This is a genomic window from Paraburkholderia sp. SSBN10T (assembly GCF_056619545.1).
In genome coordinates this window covers 138,488-165,184 of sequence record NZ_JBWQQI010000012.1, presented here as the reverse complement: position 1 = coordinate 165,184, position 26,697 = coordinate 138,488, and the positions used below count along the sequence as shown (strand labels likewise).

The following is a 26,697-nucleotide window of genomic DNA, read 5'->3' as shown; positions in this document are numbered from 1 at the left end:
ATGAAATACGTTACCGCGCTGCGCGCGGGCCTGGTTTCCTGTCACGCGTGCGGCCGCGTCGCCCCGCGTATCCGCTCGATCACCCCGCAGCACTGCGCGCGCTGCGGCGCCGTGCTGCACCGGCGCAATCCGGACAGTCTGATGCGCACGTGGGCGCTACTGATCGCGGCGGCATTACTGTATATTCCGGCCAATCTGCTGCCCGTGATGCACACGGCTTCGTTGCTCGGCTCGGAAGACGACACGATCATGAGCGGTGTCGTCTACTTCTGGACCTCCGGTGACTGGCCGCTCGCCGTGATCGTGTTTGTCGCCAGCATCATGGTGCCGATGCTCAAGCTCTCCGTGCTCGTGCTGCTCACCGTCACAGCCCAGCGCCGTTCGCACTGGCGCCCCACCCAGCGCATGAAGCTATACCGGATGGTGGAGCGGATCGGGCGCTGGTCGATGCTCGACGTGTTCGTCGTGACGCTGACGGTCGCGCTGGTGCGCTTCAAGTCGCTCGCCGTCATCACGGCCGGGCCCGGCGCGATCGCGTTCGGCTCGGTGGTGATTCTGACGATGCTGGCGTCGATGCAGTTCGATCCACGGCTCATCTGGGACAATGTCGAAGGCGAGGACAGCGTGGAATGTGCGAAGCGCGCGAGACGTACGAACGGCAAGACCCAACAATCCCAGGACTTAAAACATGACTAGCCCGCAAGGACCGACGCCCGCCCCCAGCGCGCCGCGCAACGATTCGAACGGACCCACGCTGCCACCCAATCTGCCTGATCCCGCGATCGAGCCGCGCAGCCACTGGCTGCCGTCGCTGGTCTGGGTGATTCCGCTGATCGCCGCGCTGATCGGTGTCGCACTCGTCATCAAGTCGGTAACCGAGAAAGGCCCGGAGATCACCATCAGCTTCAACGATGCGGAAGGGCTCGAGCCCGGCAAGACCGAGGTCAAGTACAAGGACGTCGACATCGGCGTCGTCAAAGCCATCAAGCTGTCGAAAGACCTCTCGCACGTGCTGATCCAGGTTCAGTTGACCAAGGAAGCCGAGAATTTTGCCGTCAAGGACACCCGCTTCTGGGTGGTGCGGCCGCGGGTCGGCGCAAGCGGCGTCTCGGGTCTGAGCACGCTGCTCTCGGGTGCGTATATCGGGGTAGACGCCGGCCGCTCGCAGGATAGCCAGAGGGATTTCGTCGGCCTCGAAACCCCGCCGCCGGTCACCGGTGGACAGAAGGGCCATCAGTTCACGCTGCACGGCGATTCGCTCGGCTCGCTCGATATCGGCTCGCCGGTCTTCTACCGGCGCGTGCAGGTGGGCCAGGTCGTCGGCTTCTCGCTCGACAAGGACGGCACCGGGGTGACGCTGCAGGTGTTCGTGTCGGCGCCGTACGACCAGTACGTCGGCCTCAACACGCGCTGGTGGCATGCCAGCGGCGTCGATCTGCGGCTCGATTCGGGCGGCTTCAAGCTGAACACGCAGTCGCTCGCGACGGTGCTGGTCGGCGGCCTGTCGTTCCAGTCGCCGCCGGGCCAGGCGGTCGGCTCGCAGGCGCCGAACAACATGACCTTCCGGCTCGGCTCGGATGAAGCCGATGCGATGCGCGAGCCGGACGGCGTGCCGCTGCGCGTGGTGATGAACTTCAACCAGTCGCTGCGTGGGCTGTCGGTCGGCGCGCCGGTCGATTTCCGCGGCATCGTGCTCGGTCAGGTGACCAATATCGGCATCGACTACGATCCGAAGACCCGCGACTTCACCATGCCGGTGACCATGAACCTGTACCCCGACCGCCTCGGCAAGCGCTTCCGCGAGAAGGCGCCGGCGCCGGGCACCGTAGCCGGTCAGCAACTGCTCCAGCGCCTGGTCCAGCACGGCCTGCGCGGCCAGTTGCGCACGGGCAACCTGATCACCAGCCAGTTGTATGTGGCGCTCGATATCTTCCCGAAAGCGGCGCCGGCGACGGTCGATGTCAACAGCGATCCGCTCGAGCTGCCGACGATCCCGAACACGCTCGACGAGTTGCAGTTGCAGGTGGCCGACATCGCCAGGAAACTCGATCAGGTGCCGTTCGACCAGATCGGTGCGAACCTGAACAACTCGCTGAAGAACGCCGACCAGTTGTTCACGCGCCTGAACACCGAAGTGGTGCCGCAGGCTCGCGATACGCTGCAGGCGGCCAAGCAAACCTTCGGCTCGGCCGAGGCGACGCTGCAGCAGGACTCGCCGCTGCAGTCCGACGTCCATCAGGCGCTGCAGGAGCTGACCCGCACGCTGCAGTCGTTGAATGCGCTGTCGGACTATCTGGAACGCCATCCGGAATCGCTGTTGCGCGGAAAACCAGGAGATCAACCATGATGTTTGCCCGGCTCCCCCGTGCGCCGCGCGGGCTTGCCCGCGCCGCCGCGTGCCTCGGCGTTGGCGCCGCACTGCTGGCGCTGGCGGCGTGCTCTTCTTCGCCGGCGAGCCGCTTCTACACGCTCGGCGCCGAGGCCGCACCGGCTACGGCGGCCACGGCGCGCAGCGCGGCAACGCCGGCGCTGCTGATCGAAGTCCCGCCGGTCGACGTGCCGTCCCAGGTCGCCAAAAACCAGTTGGTGGTACAGACCGGTCCGACCCAGGTGCAGGTGCTCGAACAGGAACGCTGGGCCTCGTTGCCCGGCGACGAGATCCGCCGCGCGCTGTCGTCCGATCTCACGCAGCAGTTGGGCACCATCGATGTGTACGGCACCGGATATCCGGAAGGCACGCCGGTGTATCGCGTCAGCGTGAACGTGCAGCGCTTCGAATCGTGGCCCGGTTCGCATGCGCTGATCGATGCGGTGTGGAGCGTGCGCGCCGTGCGCAGCGAAACCGTCATGACCTGCCGCAGCGTGATAAGCGAGCCGGTGACGGGCAGCTACGACGCGCTGGTCGAGGGGCACCGCCAGGCGGTGCAGCAGATCTCCACACAGATCGCCGCCGGCATCCAGGCGCTGGCTGCGGCCATGCCACGCGTGCCGGCCAGCGCGCCTGCCAAGAGCGCGTCCGGCGCGCAGGCGCGCACGGCGTCGCCGAAGGTGCCCTGCCCGCTGCCGATCGGACCAGGCGCGGCGCTCGATAGTACGGGTGCTGCGGCCACGGCCTCTGGCAGCCATGCCGGCGCCGGCACGAACGGCTGATTTACCGGCATGGCAGCGGCAGACGCGCTCCGTCCGTCTGCCGCGCTTCCTCTGTCCTTCTGCCAGCTTTCTGCAGCGGCTGCGCCGTCGTCTTCGACGCCCTATCCCATCCGGCCAGCTTGCCGGATCCTTTCCGTTTAGCGATCCTGAGCGCTTCAGGGCGCAGGATCACGCCTCTTCAGGCAACTAACACCTCATGTTTCGTTCCATCAAAACCTTCGTCAAGAAATGGCGCGCGTCACGCAACAGCGGGCATCAGCTCGACGCGCTGCTGGCGATCGCGGACCAGCAGGCGCCCTACGCGGAACGCAGCGAATGGCTGATCGAGCTGGCGCACTGGATTCATCGTGGCGGCACCGTGCAGGCGCTCGCGCAGGATCCGGTGGAAGACGACACGCGCCGCCTGGCCGAGCACACGCGTTTGCGCTATCTGCTGCATGTGCTGGACCGCAACCCGGCCTGGAAGGCCAACGTCGCCGGCATTCTGCGTGGGCTGCTGCGCGAGAGCGACGGCATCTCGTTGCTGTGCGACGCCGGCATGCCGGTGCACTCGGCCTTTTTCGGGGCGCTGTTCGAGCGCTTCGAGTCCTCACTGATTCCGCCCGCACCGAATCGCCGCGATCTCAGTGCAATCTTCACGCTGATGTTCACCTCGGAGCAGGACGCCGAGTGGATCGCCGCGCTCCCCACGGACCTGCTGGTGCGCATCCGCGATCTGTTCGCCTACGAGCTGGAGGCGAGCGACCCGCGCGAAGCCGCGCCGTTCTCGGTAGACCTGCTCGCGGCCCTGCACAACCTGACCTGCCAGATCAGCTCCACCGGGCTGTCGCAAACGGTGCGCAGCCGCCTGGGCGATACGGACGTGCGGGTTGCACTGGAGAAGCAGCCGTTCTACCGGCTCACCCGTGCCATGCTGGCGGTAGAGGCGGCCCACCAGGCGGTCGGGGAAGGCGCGGAGCCGGGCAAGCTGCTGCATGAGGTCAACTATCTGCGCGTGCTGCTCGACGAATGCCGCATGGCGACCGACAACGTCTTTGCCCACCTGTACCGCAACGGCGTGAGCGTCGACATCGTGTTCCAGGTGGAACGCATGCGTATGCGCATCCAGCGCGCCGAGCATCTGCTCGATGCGTGGATGGCGTCCGACGATCTGCATGCCGGCTCGCGCCTCGCCGCCGAACTGGTGAAAGCGAACCACGCGAGCCAGAGCGTCTCCCATCTGATGCGCAGCAATTTCTCGCTGCTGGCGCGCAAGGTGGTCGAATACAGCGCGGATACAGGCGAGCACTACATTGCCCGCGATCGCGCCGAGTACCTGAAAATGCTGCGCATGGCAGCGGGCGGTGGCCTCGTCACGGTGGTGACGGTATGCGTGAAGTTTGCGCTCACCGGCGCGCACCTGCAGTCGATGCTCGAGGGCCTGCTGGCCGGCATCAACTACGCGGCCAGCTTCCTGCTGATGCACTTCCTGCATTTCTCGCTCGCCACCAAGCAACCCGCCATGACGGCGCCGACCATCGCCCGCGAACTCGACGGCGCGGGCACGCCCGAAGGGGTCGACAGCTTCGTGACCTCGGTGATCGCGTTGATCCGCACCCAGGCGGCGGCCGTGTTCGGCAACGTGATGATGGTGTTTCCGGTCTGCCTGGGTGTGCAGTTGCTTTGGCACGCGGTCTTTCACGCGAACCTCATCTCCCCCGAAAAGGCCCATGCCACGCTGCATTCGTTCTCGCTTCTCGGACCGACCCCGCTCTTCGCGGCGCTCACCGGCGTGCTGTTGTGGTCGTCGAGCCTGCTCGCGGGCTGGGCCGACAACTGGTTCGTGCTGCATAAGGTAGCCGACGCGCTCACCTACAACCGCCGCTTGCGGATGACGCTGGGCGCCGCCGGCGCTGCGCGGCTGGCCACGTTCTGCCGCTCGAACGTGGCCGGCGTGGTGGGCAACCTCACGCTGGGCCTGATGCTCGGTCTCGTGCCCGCCATCCTCACCGCGTTCGCTTTCGCCTTCGAGGTCCGGCACGTGACGCTGAGCTCCGGCTCGATCGGCGTGGCGCTCGGCGTGCTCGGCAAGGGCGCGCTGGATCTGCCCGAGTTCTGGTGGGCAGTCGCCGGCACGTTCAGCATGGCCATCCTGAACGTCGCCGTCAGTTTCGCGCTGGCGTTTTATATGGCGGTGCGCTCGCGCGACCTGCGCCGCAACGACGTGCGCTCGCTGCGCGGGGCGGTCTGGCGGCGGATGTTCAAGCGCCCATTGGATCTGGTGTGGCCGGTGAGCCCGCCGCGCGAAGGGCACTGAACCCTGGCGCGCGGGCCGCACACCCCGACCGCGTACAATAGCGCCTTATTCAACGCCTCCCGGCAACCTCAATGTCATTCGATTTTTTCATTCCCTGCCCTCGCGGCCTCGAAGCCGCGCTTGCGGCCGAACTCGCCGAAATCGCCTCGCGCCACCTGAACGGTGCACCGTTCACGGCTGGTGCGCAGGTGCCGGGCGGCGTGCATTTCCGCGGCGGCTGGGCTGCCGGCATGGCGGCCAATCTGCACTCGCGCATCGCCAGCCGCGTGCTGCTGAAAATCGCCCACCGGCCGTATCGCAGCGAACAGGACATCTATGCCCTCGCGCTCGAGCAACGCTGGGAACAGTGGTTTTCCGCGCATGAGACGCTGCGCGTCGACGTCACGGCGATCAAATCGCCGCTGCGCAGCCTCGAATTCGCCACGCTGCGCGTCAAGGACGCGATCTGCGACCGTCTGCGCGAAGTGAGCGGCGCGCGTCCGAACATCGACACCAGCGCGCCGGACGTGCGCGTGTTTGCCTTCCTCACCGCGACCGACTGCACGCTGTACCTCGACACCTCGGGCGAGCCGCTCTTCAAGCGCGGCTGGCGTCTCGACAAGGGCGCGGCGCCGCTGCGCGAGAACCTCGCGGCCGGCATCCTGCGCCTGACCGGCTGGACCGCCGGCACCCCGCTCTACGATCCGATGTGCGGCAGCGGCACGTTCCTCGCGGAAGCCGCCCAGGTCGCGCTGAACATCGCGCCGGGCGTCGAACGCCGTTTCGGCTTCGAGAAGCTCAGGCAGTACGAGGCCAAAACCTGGCAGACGCTGAAAGCGGCTGCATTGGATGCGAAGCATGCCGCCCGTGCGTCGCGCGCCGATCTGCAGATTTTCGGCAGCGACATTTCGGGTGACATGCTGATCAAGGCGCGCGCCAACTTCGAGCGCGCCGGCCTGCCGGCGGTTTCGCTCAAGCAGCTCGACGCACGCGGCATGGCGCCGCCGTCGCCGGAGCCGGGCATTCTGGTCGCCAACCCGCCGTACGGCGAGCGGATCGAAGTGCGTGGCCGCAATGCACGCGGCGAGCTTCGCGAGACAGGGCGTGAAAGCCGCGACGACGACAGCTTCCGCCGGGCCCAGGAAGAGGCGCCGGACAGCGAATTCTTCAAGTCGCTCGGCGACGCGCTCAAGCAGCGTTTCACCGGCTGGCATGCGTTCATCCTTACTTCGGATCGCAAACTGCCGGGTCAGTTGCGGCTGCGCGAATCGACCAAGACGCCGTTGTTCAACGGCGCGCTCGAATGCCGACTGTTCCGCTTCGATCTGATTGCGGGCAGCGTGCGCCAGCGTCCGGCGAACGATACGCCGGCAGCTTGATGATGCTGTCTTGGGCGGGCGGCCGCTGCGTTAGCGCCGCATCGCCCCCGCTCACCCGCTAGCGAGTCCAGCGCTGCTTCGTCATCGGCAACGCATGACCGGTTTCCAGCAGCGACTTCAGACTCGACAATATCGCCGGCCAACCCTGCGCGATCCGCTTCACGGTCTCCGCGTCGTCAAGCTGATCGTGCGTGACGGTCAGACGCACCACGCCAAACACTTCTTCGAGCACGTAAGTCACCCGCGATTCACTGCCGCTGCCTGGCTTCGCCCAGGTCACGGCGAGCTTGCGCGGCGGATCGCACTCCAGCACCCGGCCGGCAACCGCGACGTCCGACGCGTCGTCATAGTGCTGATGCTCCCAGCGCGAGCCGGGCTGCCAGTCGGACACGTTGCGCGCGCGTCCCCAATAGTCCCTGGTCATCTCCGGGTCGCTCAGTGCGCCGAACACTTTTTCGAGCGGCGCATCGATGTAGATCACATAGACGAATTCAGGCTTGCTCATCGCTTTCCTTGCCTGGGTCCGGCGCCTTGTTTGCGACAACCAACTCTCCCGTTTCAAGCAACGACTTGAGGTTGGAGAGAATCAGCGGCCAGCCGCCGGAGACAGCTTCGATAAACTTCGAGCCGCTACGCTCCATGACGTGAGTGATCGTAAGTTTGACTGCGTCGCCCATCGTCTCGAGCACCATCGTGCAGCGTGAAAACCCTTCGGCCTTGAGTTCCGGCTTGAATTCGTTGCGCCATTTGATGACCAGACGCCTGGGCGGATCGACCTCGACGATCTCGCCGGTATCCGCAATCCGGCCATCGGCAAACCTGATTTGCCACGGCGAACCCACTTTCCAGTCGGTCTCCTGCTGTGCGCCGAACCAGTATTTCCTGTTGAATTCCGGACTCGTCAGCGCTGTCCATAGCTGCTCGGGCGTGGTGCGAATGTAGGTGACGTAGACGAATGTGGAAGCGGCTGCATCAGTCATGATCTTCTCCTTCTAAAGATCTCTTGAGGTCCGCGAGCGCGGTAAGGCGTGCGCGCTCGAACTTGCCGATCCAGCGCTCACTGATTTCATGAATCGGCACCGGATTGAGGTAATGCAATTTCTCGCGACCGTGCCGGACCGTGGCGACCAGGTTGGCCGCTTCCAGCAGCGCCAGATGCTTGCTGACGGCCTGGCGGCTCATGGCGAGACCCTCGCATAGTTCACCGAGTGCCTGTCCGTTGCGCGCGTACAGCAGATCGAGCAACTGGCGGCGCGTGGGGTCGGCGAGAGCCTTGAATACGGTATCCATGCAATTGGTGTCGTGGTGTGTTTTATTATGCAACCTTTTGGTTGCATGTCAAGATCATTCAGCAGAACCCGAAGGCTACTGACAGAACGTTGTCAGCAGCCCCGCCGCACACTCCTCATCACGCCAACCGGCGCATCACAAGGGCCACTCCGCGGTCACCCCGTGCGGCCCCGGACCTACCCACCGCCCCAAGGAGAGTGTCATGTCAGCAGCCGCAAACCACGTCGTTTCCTGGTTCGAAATTCCGTCCATCGACTTCGAGCGCGCCGTGCATTTCTACGAGACCGCGCTGGCCACCACGCTGCGGCGTGAAGATTTCGGCGACCAGCCGATCGGGATCTTCCCGTACACCGAACCGGCCACCGGCGGTTGTATCGTCCATAGCCCCACGGCGAAGCCTTCCGCAGACGGCGTGACCGTCTATCTGAACGCGCAGCCGAGCGTCGATGCCGTGCTCGCCCGCGTCGAGAAGGCTGGCGGCAAGGTGCAGGGACCCGTCATCGAGCTGCCGCAGGATATCGGCTATATCGGCTTCTTCATCGATACCGAAGGCAACCGCATCGGACTGCATGCGCCGAAGAACGGCTGACGCAGCGGCCCGCGCGCAGCGTGGTGCCTTTGTCGTGCCCCTCGTGCCCTTATTCGCGCGCATCGGCATCATGCAGCGCTATGATCGCGTGACTCCCCGATCGCGGGCCCGCCCGCTCCTTCCCACCAGACGCCCACGATGACGCGCCGTGCCGACCGCCTGTTCCAGATTGCCGAGCTGCTCCGCGGCCGACGCCTGACTACCGCGCAACAACTCGCTGACTGGCTGCATATCTCGCCGCGCACGGTCTACCGCGACGTGCGCGATCTGCAGCTATCCGGCGTGCCGATCGAAGGTGAAGCGGGCATTGGCTACCGTTTGAGCCGCTCGGCGAGCCTGCCGCCGCTCACCTTCACCGTCGACGAACTTGCCGCGCTCGCCGCCGGCGCGCGCATGCTCGAAACCTGGGGCGGCGCGAGCTTCGCCAAGGGCGCGCGCGGCGCGCTGGCGAAGATCGCCTCGGCGATGCCCGCCGACAAGCGCGCGACGCTCGAACGGCTGCCGATCTTCGCGCCGTCGTTTCATATCAAGGGGGAGTTCGCCGAAAAGGTCGACGCGCTGCACCTGGCGATAGACCGCAAGCGCGTCGTGAGTTTCGCGTATCGAGATCGCGTCGGCGCGCATACGGAGCGGCGCGTCTGGCCGCTGGGGCTGGTGTACTGGGGCGCGCGCTGGACCATCGGCGCGTGGTGCGAACTGCGTGAAGACTTCCGCAATTTCGACGTCGAACAGATTCGCGATCTGGAGGTGCTCGAGCCGTTCCCCGATCAGGAAGGAAGACGGCTCGCGGATTATCTGAGAAGCGTCGAAGTGAAGCAGAAGTGAGATAGGCCGGCGTCACTCCACCGACTTCACCATATCCTCGATCACCTTCTTCGCATCGCCGAACACCATCATGGTCTTGTCCATGTAGAACAGATCGTTGTCGAGCCCCGCATAGCCGGCCGCCATCGAACGCTTGTTGACGATCACGGTGCGCGCCTTATAGGCCTCGATGATCGGCATGCCCGCAATCGGCGACTTCGGATCGTTCTTGGCCGCCGGATTGACCACGTCGTTGGCGCCGAGCACCAGCACGACGTCGGTCTGGCCGAACTCGTTGTTGATGTCGTCCATCTCGTAGACGAGGTCGTACGGCACTTCGGCCTCCGCCAGCAGCACGTTCATATGCCCCGGCATGCGGCCCGCCACCGGGTGAATCGCGTAACGCACGTCGATACCCTTCTCGGTCAGCTTGTCGGTGAGTTCCTTCAGCGCATGCTGCGCGCGGGCCACGGCGAGGCCATAGCCCGGCACGATCACCACCGATTCCGCGTTGCCCAGCATGAACGAGGCATCCTCGGCCGAGCCCGACTTCACCGGCCGCTGCTCCTGCGCCCCGCCCGCGGCGGCCGCGCCCGGTTCCGCACCGAAGCCGCCCAGCAGCACGTTGAAGAACGAGCGGTTCATCGCATGGCACATGATGTACGAGAGGATCGCGCCCGACGAACCCACCAGCGAGCCGGCAATAATCAGCATCGGGTTATTCAGCGAGAAGCCGATGCCCGCCGCCGCCCAGCCCGAGTACGAATTGAGCATCGACACGACCACCGGCATGTCCGCGCCGCCGATCGGAATGATGATCAGCACGCCCAACGCGAACGCGATCAGCGTCATGATGATGAACGGCAGCCACGACTGCGTGAGAAAGAAGATCACGCCGAAGCCGATCATGCCGAGCGCCAGCATCAGGTTGATCAGATGCTGGCCCGCGTACACCACCGGCGCGCCCTGAAACAGGCGGAACTTGTACTTGCCCGAGAGCTTGCCGAAGGCGATCACCGAACCGGAGAACGTAATGGCGCCGACGAAGGTGCCGATGAACAGTTCGATGCGATTGCCGTAGGGCAGGAAACCCGGCACCGGATTGTCCGGGTCGACGAGGCCGAACGCCGACGGCTCCGAGACGACTGCATAGGCGATGCACACGGCGGCCAGACCGATCAGCGAGTGCATCGCCGCGACCAGCTCCGGCATCTTGGTCATCTCGACGCGCGCAGCGACGAACGCCCCCACCGCGCCGCCCACCACCAGCGCTGCGAACAGCAGGCCGAGCCCAAGCCCGAGGTTCGAGCCAAGGCCCGCGGCCTGCTTGAAGATCAGCGCGATGGTGGTGAGGATCGCAATCGCCATGCCGGCCATGCCGAAGGTATTGCCGATGCGCGCCGTCTTCGGATTCGACAGGCCCTTGAGCGCCTGAATGAAGCAGACCGAAGCAACGAGATAAAGCAGCGTGACGACGTTCAGGCTCATTGCTTACCTCCTTCGATGCGTGCCTGACCGGCAGCGGGCAGCTTCTTCGGCTCTTTCTTCTTGAACATTTCCAGCATTCGCCTTGTGACGAGAAAGCCGCCGAACACGTTGACCGCCGCCAGCGCGACAGCGAGCGTGCCGAAGAACTTGCCGGTGCCGCCCACCGTCAGGCCCACCGCGAGCATCGCGCCCACGATGACAATGGCCGAGATCGCATTGGTCACCGCCATCAGCGGCGTATGCAGCGCGGGCGTGACGTTCCAGACCACGTGGTAGCCCACGTAGATGGCCAGCACGAAGATGATCAGGTTGATGACCGTATGGTTGATGACTTCCATGACCGTTCTCCCAGGAAGTGATTCGCTTTATGCCTTGCGGGTCACTTCACCGTCGCGGGCCAGCAGCGTGGCCGCGACGATGTCGTCCGCGAGATCGATGTTGAGTGCGCCTTCCTTGTTGACGATCAGCTTCAGGAAGTCGAGCAGGTTGCGCGCGTAGAGCGAGGATGCGTCGGCGGCGACCATCGACGCCAGGTTCGTATAGCCGGCAATCTGCACGCCGTGTTTCGTCACGACCTTGTCCGTTTCGGTGAGCGGGCAGTTGCCGCCGCGCCGGCCTTCATGCTCGGGGCCGCGGCCGGCGGCGAGGTCGACCAGCACCGAGCCGGGTTTCATGGCCTGCACGGTTTCGACGGAGATCAGCGTCGGTGCGGGACGGCCCGGAATCAGTGCGGTCGAGATGACGATGTCGGCCTGTTTCGCGCGCTCGTGGACCAGCGCGCCCTGGCGCGCCAGCCAGCCTGGGGGCATCGGCCGCGCATAGCCGCCGACGCCTTGTGCGGCTTCGCGCTCCTCGTCGGTCTCGTACGGCACGTCGAGAAACTTGGCGCCGAGCGACTCGATCTGCTCCTTGACCGCCGGACGCACGTCGGAGGCCTCGATCACCGCGCCCAGGCGCTTGGCGGTCGCAATCGCCTGCAGGCCCGCCACGCCCGCGCCGAGGATCAGCACGCGCGCCGCTTTCACGGTGCCGGCGGCCGTCATCAGCATCGGCATGAAGCGTGGATACAGGTCAGCGGCGAGCAGCACCGCCTTGTAGCCGGCGATGTTGGCCTGCGAGGACAGCACGTCGAGGCTCTGCGCGCGGGTCGTGCGCGGCGCAGCTTCGAGCGCGAACGCAGTCACGCCCGCGGAGGCAAGCTTTGCCGCGTTGTCGGCGTTGAAAGGATCGAGCATGCCGACCAGCACCGCGCCGCGTTTGAGCAGCGGCAGTTCGGCTTCGGTCGGTGACTGGACTTTGAGAACGAGATCGGCGCCGAACGCGGTGGCCGCGTCGACGATCTCGGCGCCGGCTGCGCCAAAAGCTTCGTCAGGAAAGCTGGCGCCGGTGCCGGCGCCGCTCTGGATCGTGACCCGGTGGCCCTGCGATACGTATTTCCTGACCGTCTCGGGGGTGGCGGCGACGCGGGTTTCGTACGCTCGCGTCTCGGCTGGCACTCCGATGTGCATCGTTGAATCCTCCTCGGCCTTCCTGTTATTACGACAGAGCTGCCGACGAGGCACGCCGGCTTGCAATTGCAACGGCTACGACACCACTTTAACCGAAACCGGGGGGCTTACCGAAATCAGGGACAATCCGGGGGCGGCTCGCTTCCCGGCAGCCGCCGGCCATAGACGGTAAAATACCGCCCCATGAATCCGGAAACCTGGGCTGCGCACGTCACCGTGGCCGCCATCGTCGAGCGCGACGGACGCTTCCTCCTCGTCGAGGAACACACGGACGCCGGGCTGCGCCTCAATCAGCCCGCCGGCCATCTGGAGGCGGGCGAAACGCTCGCCGAAGCGGTCGTGCGCGAAACGCTCGAAGAGTCCGCGCATCCGTTCACGCCCGAGGCGCTGGTGGGCGTATACATGACGCATTTCGAGCGCCCGGCCCAAAGTGGCGCAGACGGCGCGGCGCAAGATTCGAGTGGTGTCACCTATCTGCGCTTCACGTATTGCGGCAGCAGCGGCACAGCCGATCCAGAGCGCGCGCTCGATCCCGATATCGTCCGCACGCTGTGGCTGAGCGCGGACGAGCTGCGCGCCTGCCCCGAGCGGCACCGTACGCCGCTCGTGATGCGCTGTATCGACGATTACCTCGCAGGCCGGCGTTTCCCGCTCGACTTCGTGCATACGCATTCGGTCGGGCCCACCCGATCAAGCAAGTCAGGCAACCCATGAGCAAGCAGAAAGTCGTAGTAGGCATGTCGGGCGGCGTCGATTCGTCGGTTACCGCATGGCTGCTCAAAGAGCAAGGTTACGACGTCGTCGGCCTTTTCATGAAGAACTGGGAAGACGACGACGACGGCGAGTACTGCTCGACGCGGCAGGACTGGATTGACGTCGTGTCGGTGGCCGATCTGATCGGCATCGATGTCGAAGCGGTCAACTTCGCCGCCGAATACAAGGACCGCGTGTTCGCCGAATTCCTGCGCGAATATTCGGCTGGCCGCACGCCGAACCCGGACGTGCTGTGTAACGCCGAAATCAAGTTCAAGGCCTTCCTCGATCACGCCATGTCGCTCGGCGCCGAAACCATTGCGACCGGCCACTACGCACGCGTGCGCGAAGTCGAAGGACGCTTCGAACTGCTGAAGGCGCTCGACCACACGAAGGACCAGTCGTACTTCCTGCACCGCCTCAATCAGGCGCAGTTGTCGAAGACGATGTTTCCGCTTGGCGAAATCCCCAAGACGAAGGTGCGCGAGATCGCCGAACAGATCGGCTTGCCGAACGCGAAGAAAAAAGATTCGACCGGCATCTGCTTTATCGGCGAGCGGCCTTTCCGCGATTTCCTGAACCGCTACCTGCCCACCAAGCCCGGGCCGATGAAAACGCCGGACGGCCAGGTGGTCGGCGAGCATATCGGTCTTGCGTTCTATACGTTCGGCCAGCGCAAGGGCATTGGACTCGGCGGCAGCAAGGAAGGCAGCGGCGAGCCGTGGTTCGTGGCGGGCAAGGACATTCCGTCGAATACGCTGTACGTCGCACAGGGTCACGATCATGCGTGGCTGCTGAGCCGCAAGCTGAGCGCGGGCAACACCAGTTGGGTGGCCGGCCACCCGCCCGCGGAAGACTTCGCGTGCGGCGCGAAAACCCGCTATCGGCAAGCCGATGCCGCCTGCACGTTCAGCACGGCGGGCGAGGCGGACGGCCACTTCGCGCTCCACTTCGAGGACGCGCAGTGGGCTGTCACACCGGGGCAATCGGCTGTGCTCTACGATGGCGACATTTGCCTCGGCGGCGGCGTCATCGAACACGCGGCTACCGCGCAGCCGGCCTCGGCCATGCGGCAGGCTCGAACCGCCGCGCTGCTGACGGCGCGGTAAGCAGTGCGGTCGGCAGCGTAGCAAGACCGCAGTAACACCGAGGCAACACAATAATCAGCGGCTAACCGCTCTCTCTGCAACGGAGTCCCCATGTTTTCTCGACGTTACCTGGCCATGTGGTGCGCGGTTGTGCTGTTCGTCGCCTGTGCGGCGCTCGCCGCCGCCCATCACCTGTCGTGGTTCTGGATTGTCATTCCCGCGCTGCTGGTAGCGCTCGGCGTGTTCGATCTGAACCAGAAGCGTCACGCGATCCTGCGCAACTATCCGTTGTGGGGCCACTTCCGTTTCATGTTCGAATTCATCCGGCCTGAGATCCGCCAGTATTTCGTCGAGGACGATACGGATGAAAAACCGTTCTCGCGCGCCCAGCGCAGCATCGTTTATCAGCGCGCCAAGAACGACGTCGACAGCCGCCCGTACGGCACCGAACTCGACGTGAAAGCAGTCGCGCACGAATGGATCAGCCACTCGCTCGCGCCGACCAAGCTCGACGGCCACGACTTCCGCGTGCTGGTCGGCCCGGATCGCAAGCAGCCCTACTCGATGTCGATCTTCAACGTTTCGGCAATGAGCTTCGGCTCGCTGTCGGCCAACGCCATCATGGCGCTCAATCTCGGCGCCAAAAAAGGCAACTTCGCGCACGACACCGGCGAAGGTTCGATGTCGAAATACCACCGCGAACATGGCGGCGACATCATCTGGGAAATCGCTTCGGGCTACTTCGGCTGCCGCAACGACGACGGCACCTTCAATGCCGACAAGTTTGCGAAGCAGGCGCAAGAGCCGCAGGTGAAGATGATCGAGGTGAAGCTCTCGCAAGGCGCGAAGCCAGGCCACGGCGGGGTGCTGCCGGCCGCCAAGATCACGCCGGAAATTGCCGAAACGCGCGGCGTGCCGATGGGCCGCGACTGCATTTCGCCCGCCACGCACTCCGAGTTTTCCACGCCACGCGGCCTGCTCGAATTCGTCGAACGCCTGCGCAACCTGTCGGGCGGCAAGCCGACCGGTTTCAAGCTGTGTATCGGCCATCCCTGGGAGTTCTTCGGCATCGCCAAGGCGATGCTGGAAACCGGCATCCTGCCGGACTTTATCGTCGTGGACGGCGCGGAAGGCGGCACGGGCGCAGCGCCGCTGGAATTCACCGACCACGTCGGCGTGCCGCTGCAGGAAGGACTGCTGCTCGTGCACAACACGCTGGTGGGCATCGGCCTGCGCCCGCGCATTCGCATTGGCGCAAGCGGCAAGATGATCACCGCGTTCGATATCACCAAGACGCTGGCGATCGGCGCCGACTGGGTCAACTCGGCACGCGGCTTCATGTTCGCGGTGGGTTGCATCCAGGCGCAGACCTGCCATACGGGCCGTTGCCCGACCGGCGTCGCGACCCAGGACCCGGTGCGCCAGCGTGCGCTCGTGGTGCCGGACAAGTCCGACCGCGTGCTCAACTTCCATCACAACACCTTGCACGCGCTGCAGGAAATCATTCAGGCTGCTGGCCTGAAGCATCCGGCCGAACTGCGCGCGCATCACATCGTGCGGCGGGTGTCGTCGCATGAGGTGAGCCTGATGTCGGATCTGCTCAAATACCTCGAGCCGAACGATCTGCTGAACGGCAACTACCGCTACTCGCTGTACGAGAAGTGGTGGCCGGTGGCGAGCGCTGAGTCGTTTGCGCCGAAGGTGGAACTTGCGGCGACCTGAAGCCCGGCTTCAGGTCGTGCTTGAAGCAGCGTTTCAGGAAGCGGCGTTCGAGGCACGGCCTGAGCGGACCGCCGCCGCGAGATAGATGCGGACGGAGGCGCCGGCCCCGGCAAAGGAGGACGGCGCCGCACGAGCCCGTACTTAGTTCTCCGGCACCGTATCGATAAACGACTGCCGCTGCGACAGCTTCTGGAAGTGCTTGTCGAGATTCGGATACGGCTCGCGCCAGTTCAGCTCCGGCATGCGGAAGTCGAGGTAGCCGAGCGCGCAGCCCACCGCGATATCGGCCAGCGTATAGCGATTGCCCGCGCACCACGGATTGCTGCCGAGCCCCTGCGACATCGCCACGAGGCCATCGTCGATCTTGCGCTGCTGGCGCGCCACCCAGCTCTCCGAGCGGTGTTCCTCGGTCCGTTGCGTGCCTTCGAGGCGAATCAGCACGGCGGCGTCCAGCATCCCGTCCGCGAGCGCTTCCCAGCAGCGCACTTCGACGCGCTCGCGTCCCGATGGCGGAATCAGCTTGCCGACCGGCGACAGCGTATCCACGTACTCGCAGATCACGCGCGAATCGAACACCGCCTCGCCGTCCTCCATCACGAGACACGGCACCTTGCCGATCGGATTGAAGGTATGGATGGTGGTCTCCGGCGCCCAGACGTTTTCGAGCACCAGCTTGTAGTCGATCTTCTTTTCGGCGAACACGATCCGCGCCTTGCGGACAAACGGGCTGCCGAACGAACCGATGAGTTTCATCATCACATTTGCCTTTTCTGGAATCCGGCGGAAGTATACGTTGCCTGACGGCTATTCAGACTGCCTCGCCCCATCTTCCGGAACAACGCCCGCTATACCTGTGGACGGATTGCAACATTGCCGCGTTCCGCGGGCCATCTATCCGGCCGGATGGCCTGGGCGCCCGGCGGATCCCCCCGAATGCGCACCCCAATTGGGCGCTACAATCTCACGATGAACCAGCCGAACGAACCCACTCTCGCCATCGACGTCTACCGCAAGCGCCGCGAGCGCGTGCTTGCCGCGCTTCGCGCGGCGGGCGGTGGCGTCGCCATCGTCCCCACCGCGCCGGAAGTGCTGCGCAACCGGGACGCCGACTATCCCTACCGGCACGACAGCTACTTCTACTACCTGACCGGCTTCACCGAGCCGCAGGGGCTGCTCGTGCTCGACGCCAGCGCGGGCGGGAACGGTCCGGCTTCGATCCTGTTCTGCCGCGCCAAGAACGCCGAGCGCGAGATCTGGGACGGCTTTCGCTTCGGCCCGGAGGCCGCCCGCGAGGCGTTCGGCTTCGACGCGGCGTTTGCCGTCGACGACATCGAAAGCCAGATGCCGCTGATTCTCGCCGACAAGCCGGCGCTGCACTACGCGCTCGGCAGCTCGGCCGGACTCGACGAACAGGTGCGCCGCTGGCTCGACGCGGTGCGCGCCAAAGGCCGCAGCGGCGTCGCCGCGCCGAGCGCCGCGCACGACCTGCTGCCGCTGCTAGACGAGATGCGCCTCTTCAAGGACAGCCACGAACTATCGATCATGCGCCGCGCCGGCGAGATCTCAGCGCTGGCGCATCGCCGCGCCATGGCCGCCTCCTGCGCCGGCGTGCGCGAGTACGAACTCGAGGCCGAACTGCTGTACACGTTCCGCAAGCACGGCGCGCAAGGGCCGGCATACGGCTCGATCGTCGCCGCCGGCGCCAATGCCTGCGTGCTGCACTACGCGGCAGGCAACACGATCGCACGGGACGGCGACCTGATCCTGATCGACGCCGCCTGCGAACTGGACGGCTACGCCTCCGACATCACCCGCACCTTCCCGGCGAACGGTCGCTTTACGACGGCCCAGCGCGAGCTGTACGACATCGTGCTGGCCGCTCAGGAAGCTGCGATCGCAGCCACCCGGCCCGGCGCCAGCTTCGACGACCCGCACAACGCGGCGCTGCGCGTGCTGTCGCAAGGGCTGCTCGACACCGGCATCGTCGACCGGGCGCTCTTCTCCTCGGTCGACGACGTGATCGCGGAGCGTGCCTACGCGCCGTTCTACATGCACCGCACCAGCCACTGGATCGGCATGGACGTGCACGACTGCGGCGACTACCGCGAACGCGGCGCGCCGCGCGACGCACAAGGCGCGCTGCCTGCGCGCACCTTGCATCCGGCGATGGCGCTGACGATCGAACCGGGCCTCTACATTCGCCCCGCGGAAAACGTCCCCGAGCGCTACTGGCACATCGGCATCCGTATCGAGGACGACGCCGTCGTCACGCCGGACGGCTGTGAACTGCTGACGCGCGGCGTGCCGGTCAAGGCCGACGAAATCGAAGCGCTGATGCAGCAAGCGCAGGCAGCAGGCGCTGCGCGTACCGCTTGACGGGACGGACCGCTCGCCCATGACCGACGTTTCCCAACCGGCCGGCGTGCCGCAGACTGACGCGCCAGACGCGCCTCACGCCGCCACGGCGCCGTTCGATTTCGACGTGACGATCGTCGGCGCCGGGCCGGTCGGACTCGCGCTGGCCGGTTGGCTCGCGCGCCGCAGCGCGACCCAGCGGCTCTCGATCGCGCTGATCGACGCGCGCAAGCCCGAAGACGCCCAGGGCGACCCGCGCGCAATCGCCGTTTCGCAGGGCAGCCGGATGATTCTGGAGCCGCTGCGCTGGCCGGCGGACGCCACCGCGATTCACCGCATTCACGTCTCGCAGCGCGGACATTTCGGCCGTACGCTGATCGACCACACCGAGCATGGCTTGCCCGCGCTCGGCTACGTCTTGCGCTACGGCTCGATCGTGCAGGCGCTCGCCGAAGCGGTACGGCCGACCTCGGTGCACTGGTTCCAGTCGAGCTCGGCGCAGGCGCCGGTCCAGCAACACGATAGCGTCACGCTGCCGGTGCAAACCGGAGAGGGCACGCGTCATCTGCGCACCCGCATTCTGGTCAGCGCCGAGGGTGGGCTGTTCCACGAGCAGCAGAAAAGCGGCAGCACCGGCGGCACGCGCGACTACGGCCAAACCGCGCTCGTCGGCATCGTCAGCGTCTCGGCGCCGCAGCCGCACGTCGCCTGGGAGCGCTTCACCGAACAGGGACCGATTGCGCTTCTGCCGACCGGAGGCGTGCGCGACGCCGATTACGCGCTCGTCTGGTGTTGCTCGCCGCAGGAAGCGGCACGCCGCACCCAGTTACCCGACGATGCGTTCCTGCGCGAGCTCGGCGCCGCGTTCGGCGACCGGATGGGACGCTTCACGCAGATCAAAGGCCGCGCCGCTTTCCCGCTCGGCCTGAATGCGCTCGATACGCTCGTCAAGGGGCGGATCGCGGCGATCGGCAATGCGGCGCAGACGCTGCATCCGGTGGCCGGTCAAGGGCTGAACCTTGGATTACGCGATGCGCACGCGCTCGCCGACGCGCTCTCGCAGCACGGCCCAACGCCACTCGCACTGGCCGCGTTCGCCGAACGCCGCGCACTCGACCGGCGCCTGACGATCCGCTCCACCGATACGCTCGCCCGCCTCTTCACGGTCGACTTTCCGGCCTTGGGCACGCTGCGCGGACTCGCGCTCACGGCGCTCGAATTCGTGCCGCCGGTCAAGACCGCGCTGGCACGGCAAATGATGTTCGGCCAGCGCCGCTAATCCGCCGCGGATCAGCGTTACGCGAAGTGACTGGATGAGCGTGCGCCGGGCCGGTGCATGGTCGAACCCTGCATCCGGTACGTCAGCGAACCCCGCAGCGCAGCGGGTAGTTCGTGTTTCGCGGGTCTATGAGCCCGCGCACTTTCATAGAAGATTTAATGGGTTACGACGGCCTCAAGTCGGGTGCCGACAATCCGTTAACGCTAAAATACAGGTTTTCCCTCGTGATTTACGACCGTCGCCATCCCACCGATGTGCGGCGGCTGCGCCCCTGCCATGCCCACTCTCGGCTCCCACAACCTGCGCAACAACCTGTTCGTCGCTCCCATGGCGGGCGTGACCGACCGGCCGTTCCGCCAGCTCTGCAAGCGGCTGGGCGCGGGCTATGCCGTGTCGGAAATGGTCGCGTCGAACGCGCAGTTGTGGAAAAGCGAGAAAACCATGCGCCGCGCCAATCACGCCGGCGAGGTCGAGCCGATCGCCGTGCAGATCGCCGGCGCGGATCCGGCCATGATGGCCGAGGCGGCGCGCTATAACGTCGCCAACGGCGCGCAGATCATCGACATCAACATGGGCTGCCCGGCCAAGAAGGTCTGCAACGTGGCCGCCGGTTCGGCGCTGCTGCAGAACGAGCCGCTCGTGCAGCGCATCGTCGAGGCCGTGGTGGGCGCGGTGGGCGTCGGCCCTGACGCGGTGCCCGTCACGCTGAAAATCCGCACTGGCTGGAACCGCGACAACAGGAACGCGCTGAGCGTGGCGCGGCTGGCCGAAAACGCCGGCATTGCGATGCTGACGGTGCACGGCCGCACCCGCGCCGACCTGTATCACGGCGACGCCGAATACGAAACCATCGCCGCGGTGAAGGCCGCGGTGCGCATCCCGGTGGTCGCCAACGGCGACATCACTTCGCCGCAAAAAGCGCGCGACGTGCTTGCCGCCACCGGCGCCGACGCCATCATGATCGGCCGCGCGGCGCAGGGGCGTCCGTGGCTGTTCCGCGAGATCGAGCATTTCCTGCAGACCGGCGAGCTGTTGCCGCCGCCGCGCATCGACGAGATCCAGCAGGTGATGAACGAGCATCTCGAAGATCACTACGCGTTCTACGGCGAATTTACGGGTGTGCGCACAGCGCGCAAGCACATCGGCTGGTACACTCGCGGCCTTTCTGGCGCCAATGTGTTCCGGCATCGCATGAATACGCTGGACACGACGCGCGAACAACTGCTCGCCGTTAACGAGTTCTTCGACGCCCAAAAGGCGCTCTCCGACCGCCTCGTCTACGTGGAAGAGGATGTCAACCCGAACGGCGAGCCGGACCATTCCGACCGACTAGCAGCATGAGCAAGAACAATATCGAACAATCAGTCCGCGACAGCCTGGGCATGTATTTCCAGGATCTCGACGGCTCCAATCCGCACGACGTCTACGACATGGTTATTTCGTGTGTCGAAAAACCGTTGCTCGAGGTGGTGCTCGAGCAGGCCGGCGGCAATCAGTCGCTGGCCGCCGAGTATCTCGGCATCAACCGCAATACGCTGCGCAAGAAGCTGCAACAGCACGGTTTGCTGTAGCTCATCGCCGTTTTCTGCGCCCTGCCACGTCCCTCTTCGGCTTCTCATTCTTCATCATGATCAAGCAAGCGCTCATCTCCGTTTCCGACAAGTCCGGCATCGTCGATTTCGCCAAATCGCTGTCGGACCTCGGCGTCAAGATCCTGTCCACCGGCGGCACCGCGAAACTGCTCGCGGACGCGGGCCTGTCCGTCACCGAAGTCGCCGACTACACGGGCTTCCCGGAAATGCTCGACGGGCGCGTGAAAACGCTGCATCCGAAAGTGCACGGCGGCATCCTCGCGCGCCGCGACCTGCCGGAACACATGGCCGCGCTTGAAAAGCACGACATCCCCACCATCGACCTGCTGGTCGTGAACCTGTATCCGTTCGTGCAGACGGTGGCGAAGGAAGAATGCTCGCTGGAAGACGCGATCGAGAACATCGATATCGGCGGTCCGACGATGCTGCGCTCCGCGGCGAAGAATCATCGCGACGTGACGGTGGTGGTGGACCCGGTCGACTACGCAACGGTGCTCGACGAAATGCGCGCGAACCGCAACACGGTGTCGTACAAGACCAACTTCCGTCTGGCCACCAAGGTTTTCGCGCACACCGCGCAGTACGACGGTGCGATCACGAACTACCTGACGAGCCTGACCGAAGAACTGCAGCATTCGTCGCGCAATACCTACCCGGCCACCTTCAACCTGGCCTTCGAGAAGGTGCAGGACCTGCGTTACGGCGAAAACCCGCACCAAAGCGCCGCGTTCTACCGCGACCTGGTGGTGCCGGCCGGCGCGCTGGCGGACTACGAGCAGTTGCAAGGCAAGGAACTCTCGTACAACAACATCGCCGATTCCGATGCTGCGTGGGAATGCGTAAAGACCTTCGAAGTGCCGGCCTGCGTGATCGTCAAGCACGCGAACCCGTGCGGCGTGGCAGTGGGTGCGGATGCGAACGAGGCGTATGCAAAAGCATTCCAGACCGATCCGACCTCGGCGTTCGGCGGCATCATCGCCTTCAACCGCGAAGTGGACGAAACAACCGCCCAGGCGGTCAGCAAGCAGTTCGTCGAAGTGCTGATCGCACCGTCGTTTAGCGCCGCCGCCCGCCAGGTGTTCGCGGCGAAGCAGAATGTGCGTCTGCTGGAAATCTCCCTGGGCGACGGTCACAACACCTTCGATCTGAAGCGCGTGGGCGGCGGCCTGCTGGTGCAATCGCTCGATTCGCGCAATGTGCAGCCGCGTGAGCTGCGCGTCGTCACGAAGCGTCATCCGACGCCGAAGGAAATGGACGATCTGCTGTTCGCATGGCGCGTGGCGAAGTACGTGAAGTCGAATGCCATCGTGTTCTGCGGCAACGGCATGACGCTCGGCGTCGGCGCAGGCCAGATGAGCCGTGTGGATTCGGCGCGGATTGCCAGCATCAAGGCGCAAAACGCAGGCTTGACGCTCGCCGGCTCGGCCGTGGCGTCGGATGCCTTCTTCCCGTTCCGCGACGGTCTCGACGTGGTGGTCAACGCAGGCGCGACCTGCGTGATCCAGCCGGGCGGCTCGATGCGCGACGATGAAGTGATCGCAGCGGCCGACGAGCACAACATCGCGATGGTGATGACCGGCGTGCGTCACTTCCGGCATTGATTCGGGGCTAGCCGGGCCGGTGCTTGCTTCCTTTGGAAGGATCGCGCCGGCTTGAGCAACCTGAATGAAACGGCCCGGCAGATTTCCCTGCCGGGCCGTTTCGTTTCGTCGCCCGGTGCGCCGTGCGTTCCGTTCGTTGTAGTATCGCAAGCACTTAGTTCGCAGCGCATCTCATGAGAATTCTCGGCATCGACCCCGGCTTGCGTGTGACCGGCTTCGGCGTGATCGACCAGAACGGTCATCAGCTCACCTACGTGGCAAGCGGGGTCATCAAGACCGCCGACGCCGATTTGCCGTCGCGCCTGGGCACGATCTTCGAGGGTATTTCGACGCTGATCCGTCAGCACGCCCCCGATCAATCCGCGATCGAGAAGGTGTTCGTGAACGTCAACCCGCAGTCCACGCTACTGCTCGGCCAGGCGCGCGGCGCTGCGATCTGCGGATTGGTGGCGGGCGGCGTGCCGGTGGCCGAATACACCGCGCTGCAGTTGAAGCAGGCTGTGGTGGGTTATGGCCGCGCCACCAAGGAACAGATGCAGCAGATGGTGGTGCGTCTCCTGAACCTCTCCGGCGTGCCCAGCACCGACGCCGCCGACGCCCTCGGCATGGCGATCTGCCATGCCCACGGCGGCAGCACGCTCAGCACGCTGGGCGGCATCGCCCCTTCACTCGCCAAAAAGGGGCTGCGGGTCCGGCGCGGGCGGCTGGTGGGCTAGTAGCCTTCGCCCCATCCGGACGCCCACGCGCTGCGCTACACTCGCCCTTTCTCTCGAGATTGAACCCGCCATGATCGGTCGCATTGCCGGCGTCCTGCTGGAAAAAAATCCGCCACACCTGCTCGTCGACTGCAACGGCGTGGGCTACGAAGTCGACGTGCCGATGAGCACGTTCTACAACCTGCCCTCGACCGGCGAACGGGTGGTGCTGCTCACCCAGATGATCGTGCGCGAAGACGCTCATCTGCTGTACGGCTTCGGCACCGCAGAAGAGCGCGCGACCTTCCGCGAACTGCTGAAGATCACCGGCATCGGCGCGCGCATGGCGCTTGCCGTACTCTCCGGGATGAGCGTCCACGAACTGGCGCAGACCGTCACGCTGCAGGACGCAGCGCGGCTGACGCGGGTGCCGGGCATCGGCAAGAAAACGGCCGAACGCCTGCTCCTCGAACTGAAGGGCAAGCTCGGCGCCGATCTGGGTTCGATGGCCGGCGCGGTGTCGGCCTCCGACCACGCCTCCGATATCCTCAACGCGCTGCTCGCCTTGGGTTACTCCGAAAAAGAAGCCTTGGCGGCCGTCAAGAACGTGCCGGCCGGCACCGGTGTGTCCGAAGGCATCAAGCTCGCCCTGAAGGCGCTCTCGAAGACTTGAAAGCGCCGCGCGGTACAATGCATCCATGATCGAAACCGACAAACTCGCCGCTGAGCGCATCATCGCCGCCACGCCCGTATCGCCGAACGAAGAAGCGTTCGAGCGGGCGTTGCGCCCGCGTCAGCTCGACGAGTACGTCGGGCAGGAAAAGGTGCGCGGCCAGCTTGAAATCTTCATCGAAGCCGCCAAGCGCCGCGCCGAATCGCTTGACCACGTGCTGCTGTTCGGCCCGCCGGGTCTCGGCAAAACCACGCTTGCGCACATCATTGCGCGGGAAATGGGCGTCAATCTTCGGCAAACGTCCGGGCCGGTGCTCGAACGCGCCGGCGACCTCGCGGCTCTGCTCACCAACCTCGAAAAGAACGACGTGCTGTTCATCGACGAGATTCACCGGCTTTCGCCGGTCGTCGAGGAAATCCTGTACCCGGCACTCGAGGATTATCAGATCGACATCATGATCGGCGAAGGGCCCGCCGCTCGCAGCGTCAAGCTCGATCTGCAGCCGTTTACGCTGGTCGGCGCCACCACGCGCGCGGGCATGCTGACCAATCCGCTGCGCGACCGCTTCGGCATTGTCTCGCGGCTCGAGTTTTACAACCCCGAGGAACTGGCACGCATCGTCACACGTTCGGCATCGCTGCTCCATGCGCAGATTCATCCGGATGGCGCGTTCGAGATCGCCAAACGTGCCCGCGGCACGCCGCGGATTGCCAACCGCCTGCTGCGCCGCGTGCGCGACTTCGCCGAGGTGAAAGCCGACGGCAACATCACCGCGAAGGTGGCGGATGCCGCGCTCAAGATGCTCGATGTGGACCCGGTCGGCTTCGACCTGATGGACCGCAAGCTGCTCGAAGCGATCCTGCACAAGTTCGACGGCGGCCCGGTGGGCGTGGACAATCTGGCGGCCGCCATTGGTGAAGAGCGCGATACGATTGAAGACGTGCTGGAGCCGTATCTGATCCAGCAAGGTTTTCTGCAGCGCACGCCGCGTGGCCGCGTCGCGACGCTGCTGACCTACCGTCACTTCGGTCTTGCCGCGCCGGACTCGTCGAGTCCTGTGTCCGGCCTGTGGGACTCGGGCACGTCCTGAGTCGAACACGCAGCGGGGTCTAGAAAAGCGCCCGCGCGGTATCCGGTCGAGAGCCGGTCGGCTAAAAAAGTCTGACGGCATTGCGCCCGTCGGACCCGCTCCGCTTAAAGCCCGGGTGTGGTGATCTTGCGCAGCGAGTCGTCCTCGCTCGGCGCATCCAGATGCGAGACATCGGCCCACGATTTCACCCTCGCCTTGCCGCCGCCATCGAACTCCACCAGATTGACGCTCGTATTGAGCAACGCATAGTCACGCGGTACTTCCAATGAGAGGTCGCGTGCAAACCGGTAGACGCAGTCAAGCACGCCGCCGTGCGCGACGCACGCTACTCGCCCGCCACGGTGTGCCGCGACGATCGGCGCAACCGCATCCATGACGCGATGGTAAAAGGCCCGCATCGACTCGCCTTCCGGCGGCGCGAAACCGGCATCGCGGGTTTGCCAGTGGTCGTATTCGTCCGGGTAGCGTTCGGCAATCTCGTCGCGGTCATAACCCTGGAAGGCGCCATACGAACGCTCGCGCAAGCCTTCGCGCAAGTTCAACGGCAAGCCCAGAACATCAGCGATCGGCTGTGCGGTCTGCTGCGCGCGCTGCAGATCGCTCGAATAGATGGCGTCGATCTTGCCGCCCTGCTGAGCCTCTTCGGCTAGCCGGCGTGCAAGACGCTCGGCCTGCTCGAGGCCGCTCGCGGCGAGCGGAATGTCGATGTGCCCCTGAATGCGCTTGATGCGGTTCCAGTCGGTCTCGCCGTGCCGGATAAAAAGAATCTGCGTGGACATAAGAAGGGAGTGGGCGTCGGTAGCCGGTTATGCCGAGCCGCTATTGTCGCAAAAGCGGCTGCCGGTCGTGCGGCGGTGAGTCGACGTCAGGCCAGCTCAGACCGCCTCAGACCGCTTCAGGGCTGCGTCTGCAGCCAGAACGTCACCGGCCCGTCGTTGACGAGCGAGACCTGCATATCCGCCCCGAATTCACCGGTTTCGACTATTGCGTGCCTCGTGCGGGCCGCTGCAACGAAGTAATCGAACAGGCGCTTGCCCTCGTCGGGCGGCGCCGCCGGCGTGAAACTCGGGCGCAGGCCGCTGTTGGTATCGGCAGCCAGCGTGAATTGCGACACCAGCAGCAGACCGCCGGCACGCCCGGCCCCGTCGAGGTTCTGCACGGAGAGGTTCATCTTGCCGGCCGCATCGCTGAACACCCGGTAGCCCAGCACCTTGGCGAGCAGCCGGTCGGCCGCCGCTTCGGTGTCGCCGCGCTCGGCGCACACCAGCGCCAGCAGTCCTGCTTCGATGGCGCCCGTGACACGCTCGCCGACGCGCACTTCCGCGCGCCGGACGCGTTGAATCAGCGCAATCACGCGCGGCGCTCC

Annotated in this window: 27 protein-coding genes; 18 read left to right on the top strand and 9 right to left on the bottom strand. The window is 65.3% G+C overall.

Annotated elements, in window-relative coordinates:
* The 5 genes from AC1ECK_RS19820 (at nucleotide 1) to AC1ECK_RS19800 (ending at nucleotide 6,804) form a co-directional block, all read left to right on the top strand.
* Nucleotides 1–696, top strand: a complete 696-nt coding sequence (locus AC1ECK_RS19820) for a paraquat-inducible protein A (RefSeq protein ID WP_480321854.1) — start codon at nucleotides 1–3, stop codon at nucleotides 694–696.
* Entirely contained in the window at nucleotides 689–2,347 is a 1,659-nt protein-coding gene (locus AC1ECK_RS19815) for a PqiB family protein (protein WP_480321852.1), read from the top strand. Before AC1ECK_RS19820 ends, AC1ECK_RS19815 begins: the two co-directional genes overlap by 8 nt.
* Nucleotides 2,344–3,150, top strand: coding sequence for a PqiC family protein (locus AC1ECK_RS19810; RefSeq protein WP_480321850.1), 807 nt, complete (start codon nucleotides 2,344–2,346; stop codon nucleotides 3,148–3,150). The genes AC1ECK_RS19815 and AC1ECK_RS19810 overlap by 4 nt, the downstream gene beginning before the upstream one ends.
* A gap of 196 nt (nucleotides 3,151–3,346) precedes the next feature.
* Nucleotides 3,347–5,446 (top strand): site-specific recombinase, encoded by a 2,100-nt coding sequence (locus tag AC1ECK_RS19805; RefSeq protein ID WP_480321848.1) that lies wholly within the window; start codon nucleotides 3,347–3,349, stop codon nucleotides 5,444–5,446.
* Nucleotides 5,447–5,517: 71 nt separating this feature from the next.
* Nucleotides 5,518–6,804, top strand: coding sequence for a THUMP domain-containing class I SAM-dependent RNA methyltransferase (locus AC1ECK_RS19800; protein ID WP_480321846.1), 1,287 nt, complete (start codon nucleotides 5,518–5,520; stop codon nucleotides 6,802–6,804).
* 58 nt (nucleotides 6,805–6,862) lie between these two features.
* On the opposite strand, the gene AC1ECK_RS19795 is transcribed toward AC1ECK_RS19800, so the two are convergent.
* From AC1ECK_RS19795 to AC1ECK_RS19785, 3 genes are read right to left on the bottom strand one after another with little or no spacing between them, the layout of a single operon-like run.
* Nucleotides 6,863–7,309: an SRPBCC family protein gene (locus tag AC1ECK_RS19795; protein ID WP_480321844.1), complete on the bottom strand. Its 447-nt coding sequence runs from the start codon at nucleotides 7,307–7,309 to the stop codon at nucleotides 6,863–6,865.
* Nucleotides 7,296–7,784 (bottom strand): SRPBCC family protein, encoded by a 489-nt coding sequence (locus AC1ECK_RS19790; protein WP_480321842.1) that lies wholly within the window; start codon nucleotides 7,782–7,784, stop codon nucleotides 7,296–7,298. Before AC1ECK_RS19790 ends, AC1ECK_RS19795 begins: the two co-directional genes overlap by 14 nt.
* The gene (locus tag AC1ECK_RS19785) at nucleotides 7,777–8,094 is read right to left on the bottom strand and encodes an ArsR/SmtB family transcription factor (RefSeq protein ID WP_480321840.1); all 318 of its coding nucleotides are present in this window, start codon (nucleotides 8,092–8,094) and stop codon (nucleotides 7,777–7,779) included. The genes AC1ECK_RS19790 and AC1ECK_RS19785 overlap by 8 nt, the downstream gene beginning before the upstream one ends.
* A 202-nt stretch (nucleotides 8,095–8,296) precedes the next feature.
* On the opposite strand from AC1ECK_RS19785, the gene AC1ECK_RS19780 reads away from it, so the two are divergent.
* Nucleotides 8,297–8,683: a VOC family protein gene (locus tag AC1ECK_RS19780; protein WP_480321838.1), complete on the top strand. Its 387-nt coding sequence runs from the start codon at nucleotides 8,297–8,299 to the stop codon at nucleotides 8,681–8,683.
* A 138-nt stretch (nucleotides 8,684–8,821) separates the two neighbouring features.
* Nucleotides 8,822–9,508, top strand: a complete 687-nt coding sequence (locus AC1ECK_RS19775; RefSeq protein WP_480321836.1) for a helix-turn-helix transcriptional regulator — start codon at nucleotides 8,822–8,824, stop codon at nucleotides 9,506–9,508.
* A 12-nt stretch (nucleotides 9,509–9,520) separates the two neighbouring features.
* On the opposite strand, the gene AC1ECK_RS19770 is transcribed toward AC1ECK_RS19775, so the two are convergent.
* From AC1ECK_RS19770 to AC1ECK_RS19760, 3 genes are read right to left on the bottom strand one after another with little or no spacing between them, the layout of a single operon-like run.
* A complete protein-coding gene (locus tag AC1ECK_RS19770; RefSeq protein WP_480321834.1) occupies nucleotides 9,521–10,975 on the bottom strand; it encodes an NAD(P)(+) transhydrogenase (Re/Si-specific) subunit beta in 1,455 nt (484 codons plus the stop codon).
* Nucleotides 10,972–11,313, bottom strand: coding sequence for an NAD(P) transhydrogenase subunit alpha part 2 (locus AC1ECK_RS19765; protein ID WP_480321832.1), 342 nt, complete (start codon nucleotides 11,311–11,313; stop codon nucleotides 10,972–10,974). The genes AC1ECK_RS19770 and AC1ECK_RS19765 overlap by 4 nt, the downstream gene beginning before the upstream one ends.
* Before the next feature lie 27 nt (nucleotides 11,314–11,340).
* Entirely contained in the window at nucleotides 11,341–12,483 is a 1,143-nt protein-coding gene (locus tag AC1ECK_RS19760; RefSeq protein WP_480321830.1) for a Re/Si-specific NAD(P)(+) transhydrogenase subunit alpha, read from the bottom strand.
* A 183-nt stretch (nucleotides 12,484–12,666) separates the two neighbouring features.
* On the opposite strand from AC1ECK_RS19760, the gene AC1ECK_RS19755 reads away from it, so the two are divergent.
* The 3 genes from AC1ECK_RS19755 to AC1ECK_RS19745 all read left to right on the top strand — a co-directional run bounded on the left by AC1ECK_RS19755 (nucleotide 12,667) and on the right by AC1ECK_RS19745 (nucleotide 16,046).
* Nucleotides 12,667–13,197, top strand: a complete 531-nt coding sequence (locus AC1ECK_RS19755) for an NUDIX hydrolase (RefSeq protein WP_480321828.1) — start codon at nucleotides 12,667–12,669, stop codon at nucleotides 13,195–13,197.
* The gene (gene mnmA / locus AC1ECK_RS19750; RefSeq protein ID WP_480321826.1) at nucleotides 13,194–14,345 is read left to right on the top strand and encodes a tRNA 2-thiouridine(34) synthase MnmA; all 1,152 of its coding nucleotides are present in this window, start codon (nucleotides 13,194–13,196) and stop codon (nucleotides 14,343–14,345) included. Before AC1ECK_RS19755 ends, mnmA begins: the two co-directional genes overlap by 4 nt.
* A gap of 90 nt (nucleotides 14,346–14,435) precedes the next feature.
* Nucleotides 14,436–16,046, top strand: a complete 1,611-nt coding sequence (locus AC1ECK_RS19745; protein WP_480321824.1) for an FMN-binding glutamate synthase family protein — start codon at nucleotides 14,436–14,438, stop codon at nucleotides 16,044–16,046.
* A 141-nt stretch (nucleotides 16,047–16,187) separates the two neighbouring features.
* Here the strand turns inward: AC1ECK_RS19745 and AC1ECK_RS19740 are convergent, their stop codons facing one another.
* Nucleotides 16,188–16,802, bottom strand: coding sequence for a glutathione S-transferase family protein (locus tag AC1ECK_RS19740; RefSeq protein ID WP_480321822.1), 615 nt, complete (start codon nucleotides 16,800–16,802; stop codon nucleotides 16,188–16,190).
* Nucleotides 16,803–17,012: 210 nt separating this feature from the next.
* Here AC1ECK_RS19740 and AC1ECK_RS19735 point away from each other — a divergent pair, with 210 nt between their 5' ends.
* The 8 genes from AC1ECK_RS19735 to ruvB all read left to right on the top strand — a co-directional run bounded on the left by AC1ECK_RS19735 (nucleotide 17,013) and on the right by ruvB (nucleotide 25,331).
* A complete protein-coding gene (locus tag AC1ECK_RS19735; protein WP_480321958.1) occupies nucleotides 17,013–18,422 on the top strand; it encodes an aminopeptidase P N-terminal domain-containing protein in 1,410 nt (469 codons plus the stop codon).
* 19 nt (nucleotides 18,423–18,441) lie between these two features.
* The gene (locus AC1ECK_RS19730) at nucleotides 18,442–19,680 is read left to right on the top strand and encodes a UbiH/UbiF/VisC/COQ6 family ubiquinone biosynthesis hydroxylase (protein WP_480321820.1); all 1,239 of its coding nucleotides are present in this window, start codon (nucleotides 18,442–18,444) and stop codon (nucleotides 19,678–19,680) included.
* A gap of 276 nt (nucleotides 19,681–19,956) precedes the next feature.
* Entirely contained in the window at nucleotides 19,957–21,021 is a 1,065-nt protein-coding gene (dusB, locus tag AC1ECK_RS19725; protein ID WP_480321818.1) for a tRNA dihydrouridine synthase DusB, read from the top strand.
* Nucleotides 21,018–21,251: a Fis family transcriptional regulator gene (locus AC1ECK_RS19720; protein ID WP_007180440.1), complete on the top strand. Its 234-nt coding sequence runs from the start codon at nucleotides 21,018–21,020 to the stop codon at nucleotides 21,249–21,251. Before dusB ends, AC1ECK_RS19720 begins: the two co-directional genes overlap by 4 nt.
* Before the next feature lie 56 nt (nucleotides 21,252–21,307).
* On the top strand, nucleotides 21,308–22,873 hold the full coding sequence (gene purH / locus AC1ECK_RS19715) for a bifunctional phosphoribosylaminoimidazolecarboxamide formyltransferase/IMP cyclohydrolase (RefSeq protein WP_480321815.1): 1,566 nt from the start codon (nucleotides 21,308–21,310) through the stop codon (nucleotides 22,871–22,873).
* Nucleotides 22,874–23,046: 173 nt separating this feature from the next.
* Nucleotides 23,047–23,589 (top strand): crossover junction endodeoxyribonuclease RuvC, encoded by a 543-nt coding sequence (gene ruvC, locus AC1ECK_RS19710; protein WP_480321813.1) that lies wholly within the window; start codon nucleotides 23,047–23,049, stop codon nucleotides 23,587–23,589.
* 70 nt (nucleotides 23,590–23,659) lie between these two features.
* A complete protein-coding gene (gene ruvA, locus AC1ECK_RS19705; RefSeq protein WP_137957079.1) occupies nucleotides 23,660–24,241 on the top strand; it encodes a Holliday junction branch migration protein RuvA in 582 nt (193 codons plus the stop codon).
* Between the two features lie 25 nt (nucleotides 24,242–24,266).
* A complete protein-coding gene (gene ruvB / locus AC1ECK_RS19700; RefSeq protein WP_480321811.1) occupies nucleotides 24,267–25,331 on the top strand; it encodes a Holliday junction branch migration DNA helicase RuvB in 1,065 nt (354 codons plus the stop codon).
* A 104-nt stretch (nucleotides 25,332–25,435) separates the two neighbouring features.
* Here the strand turns inward: ruvB and AC1ECK_RS19695 are convergent, their stop codons facing one another.
* Nucleotides 25,436–26,110 (bottom strand): histidine phosphatase family protein, encoded by a 675-nt coding sequence (locus AC1ECK_RS19695; RefSeq protein WP_480321809.1) that lies wholly within the window; start codon nucleotides 26,108–26,110, stop codon nucleotides 25,436–25,438.
* 116 nt (nucleotides 26,111–26,226) lie between these two features.
* Nucleotides 26,227–26,685, bottom strand: coding sequence for a D-aminoacyl-tRNA deacylase (gene dtd / locus AC1ECK_RS19690; protein WP_480321807.1), 459 nt, complete (start codon nucleotides 26,683–26,685; stop codon nucleotides 26,227–26,229).
* Between the last annotated feature and the right edge of the window lie 12 nt (nucleotides 26,686–26,697).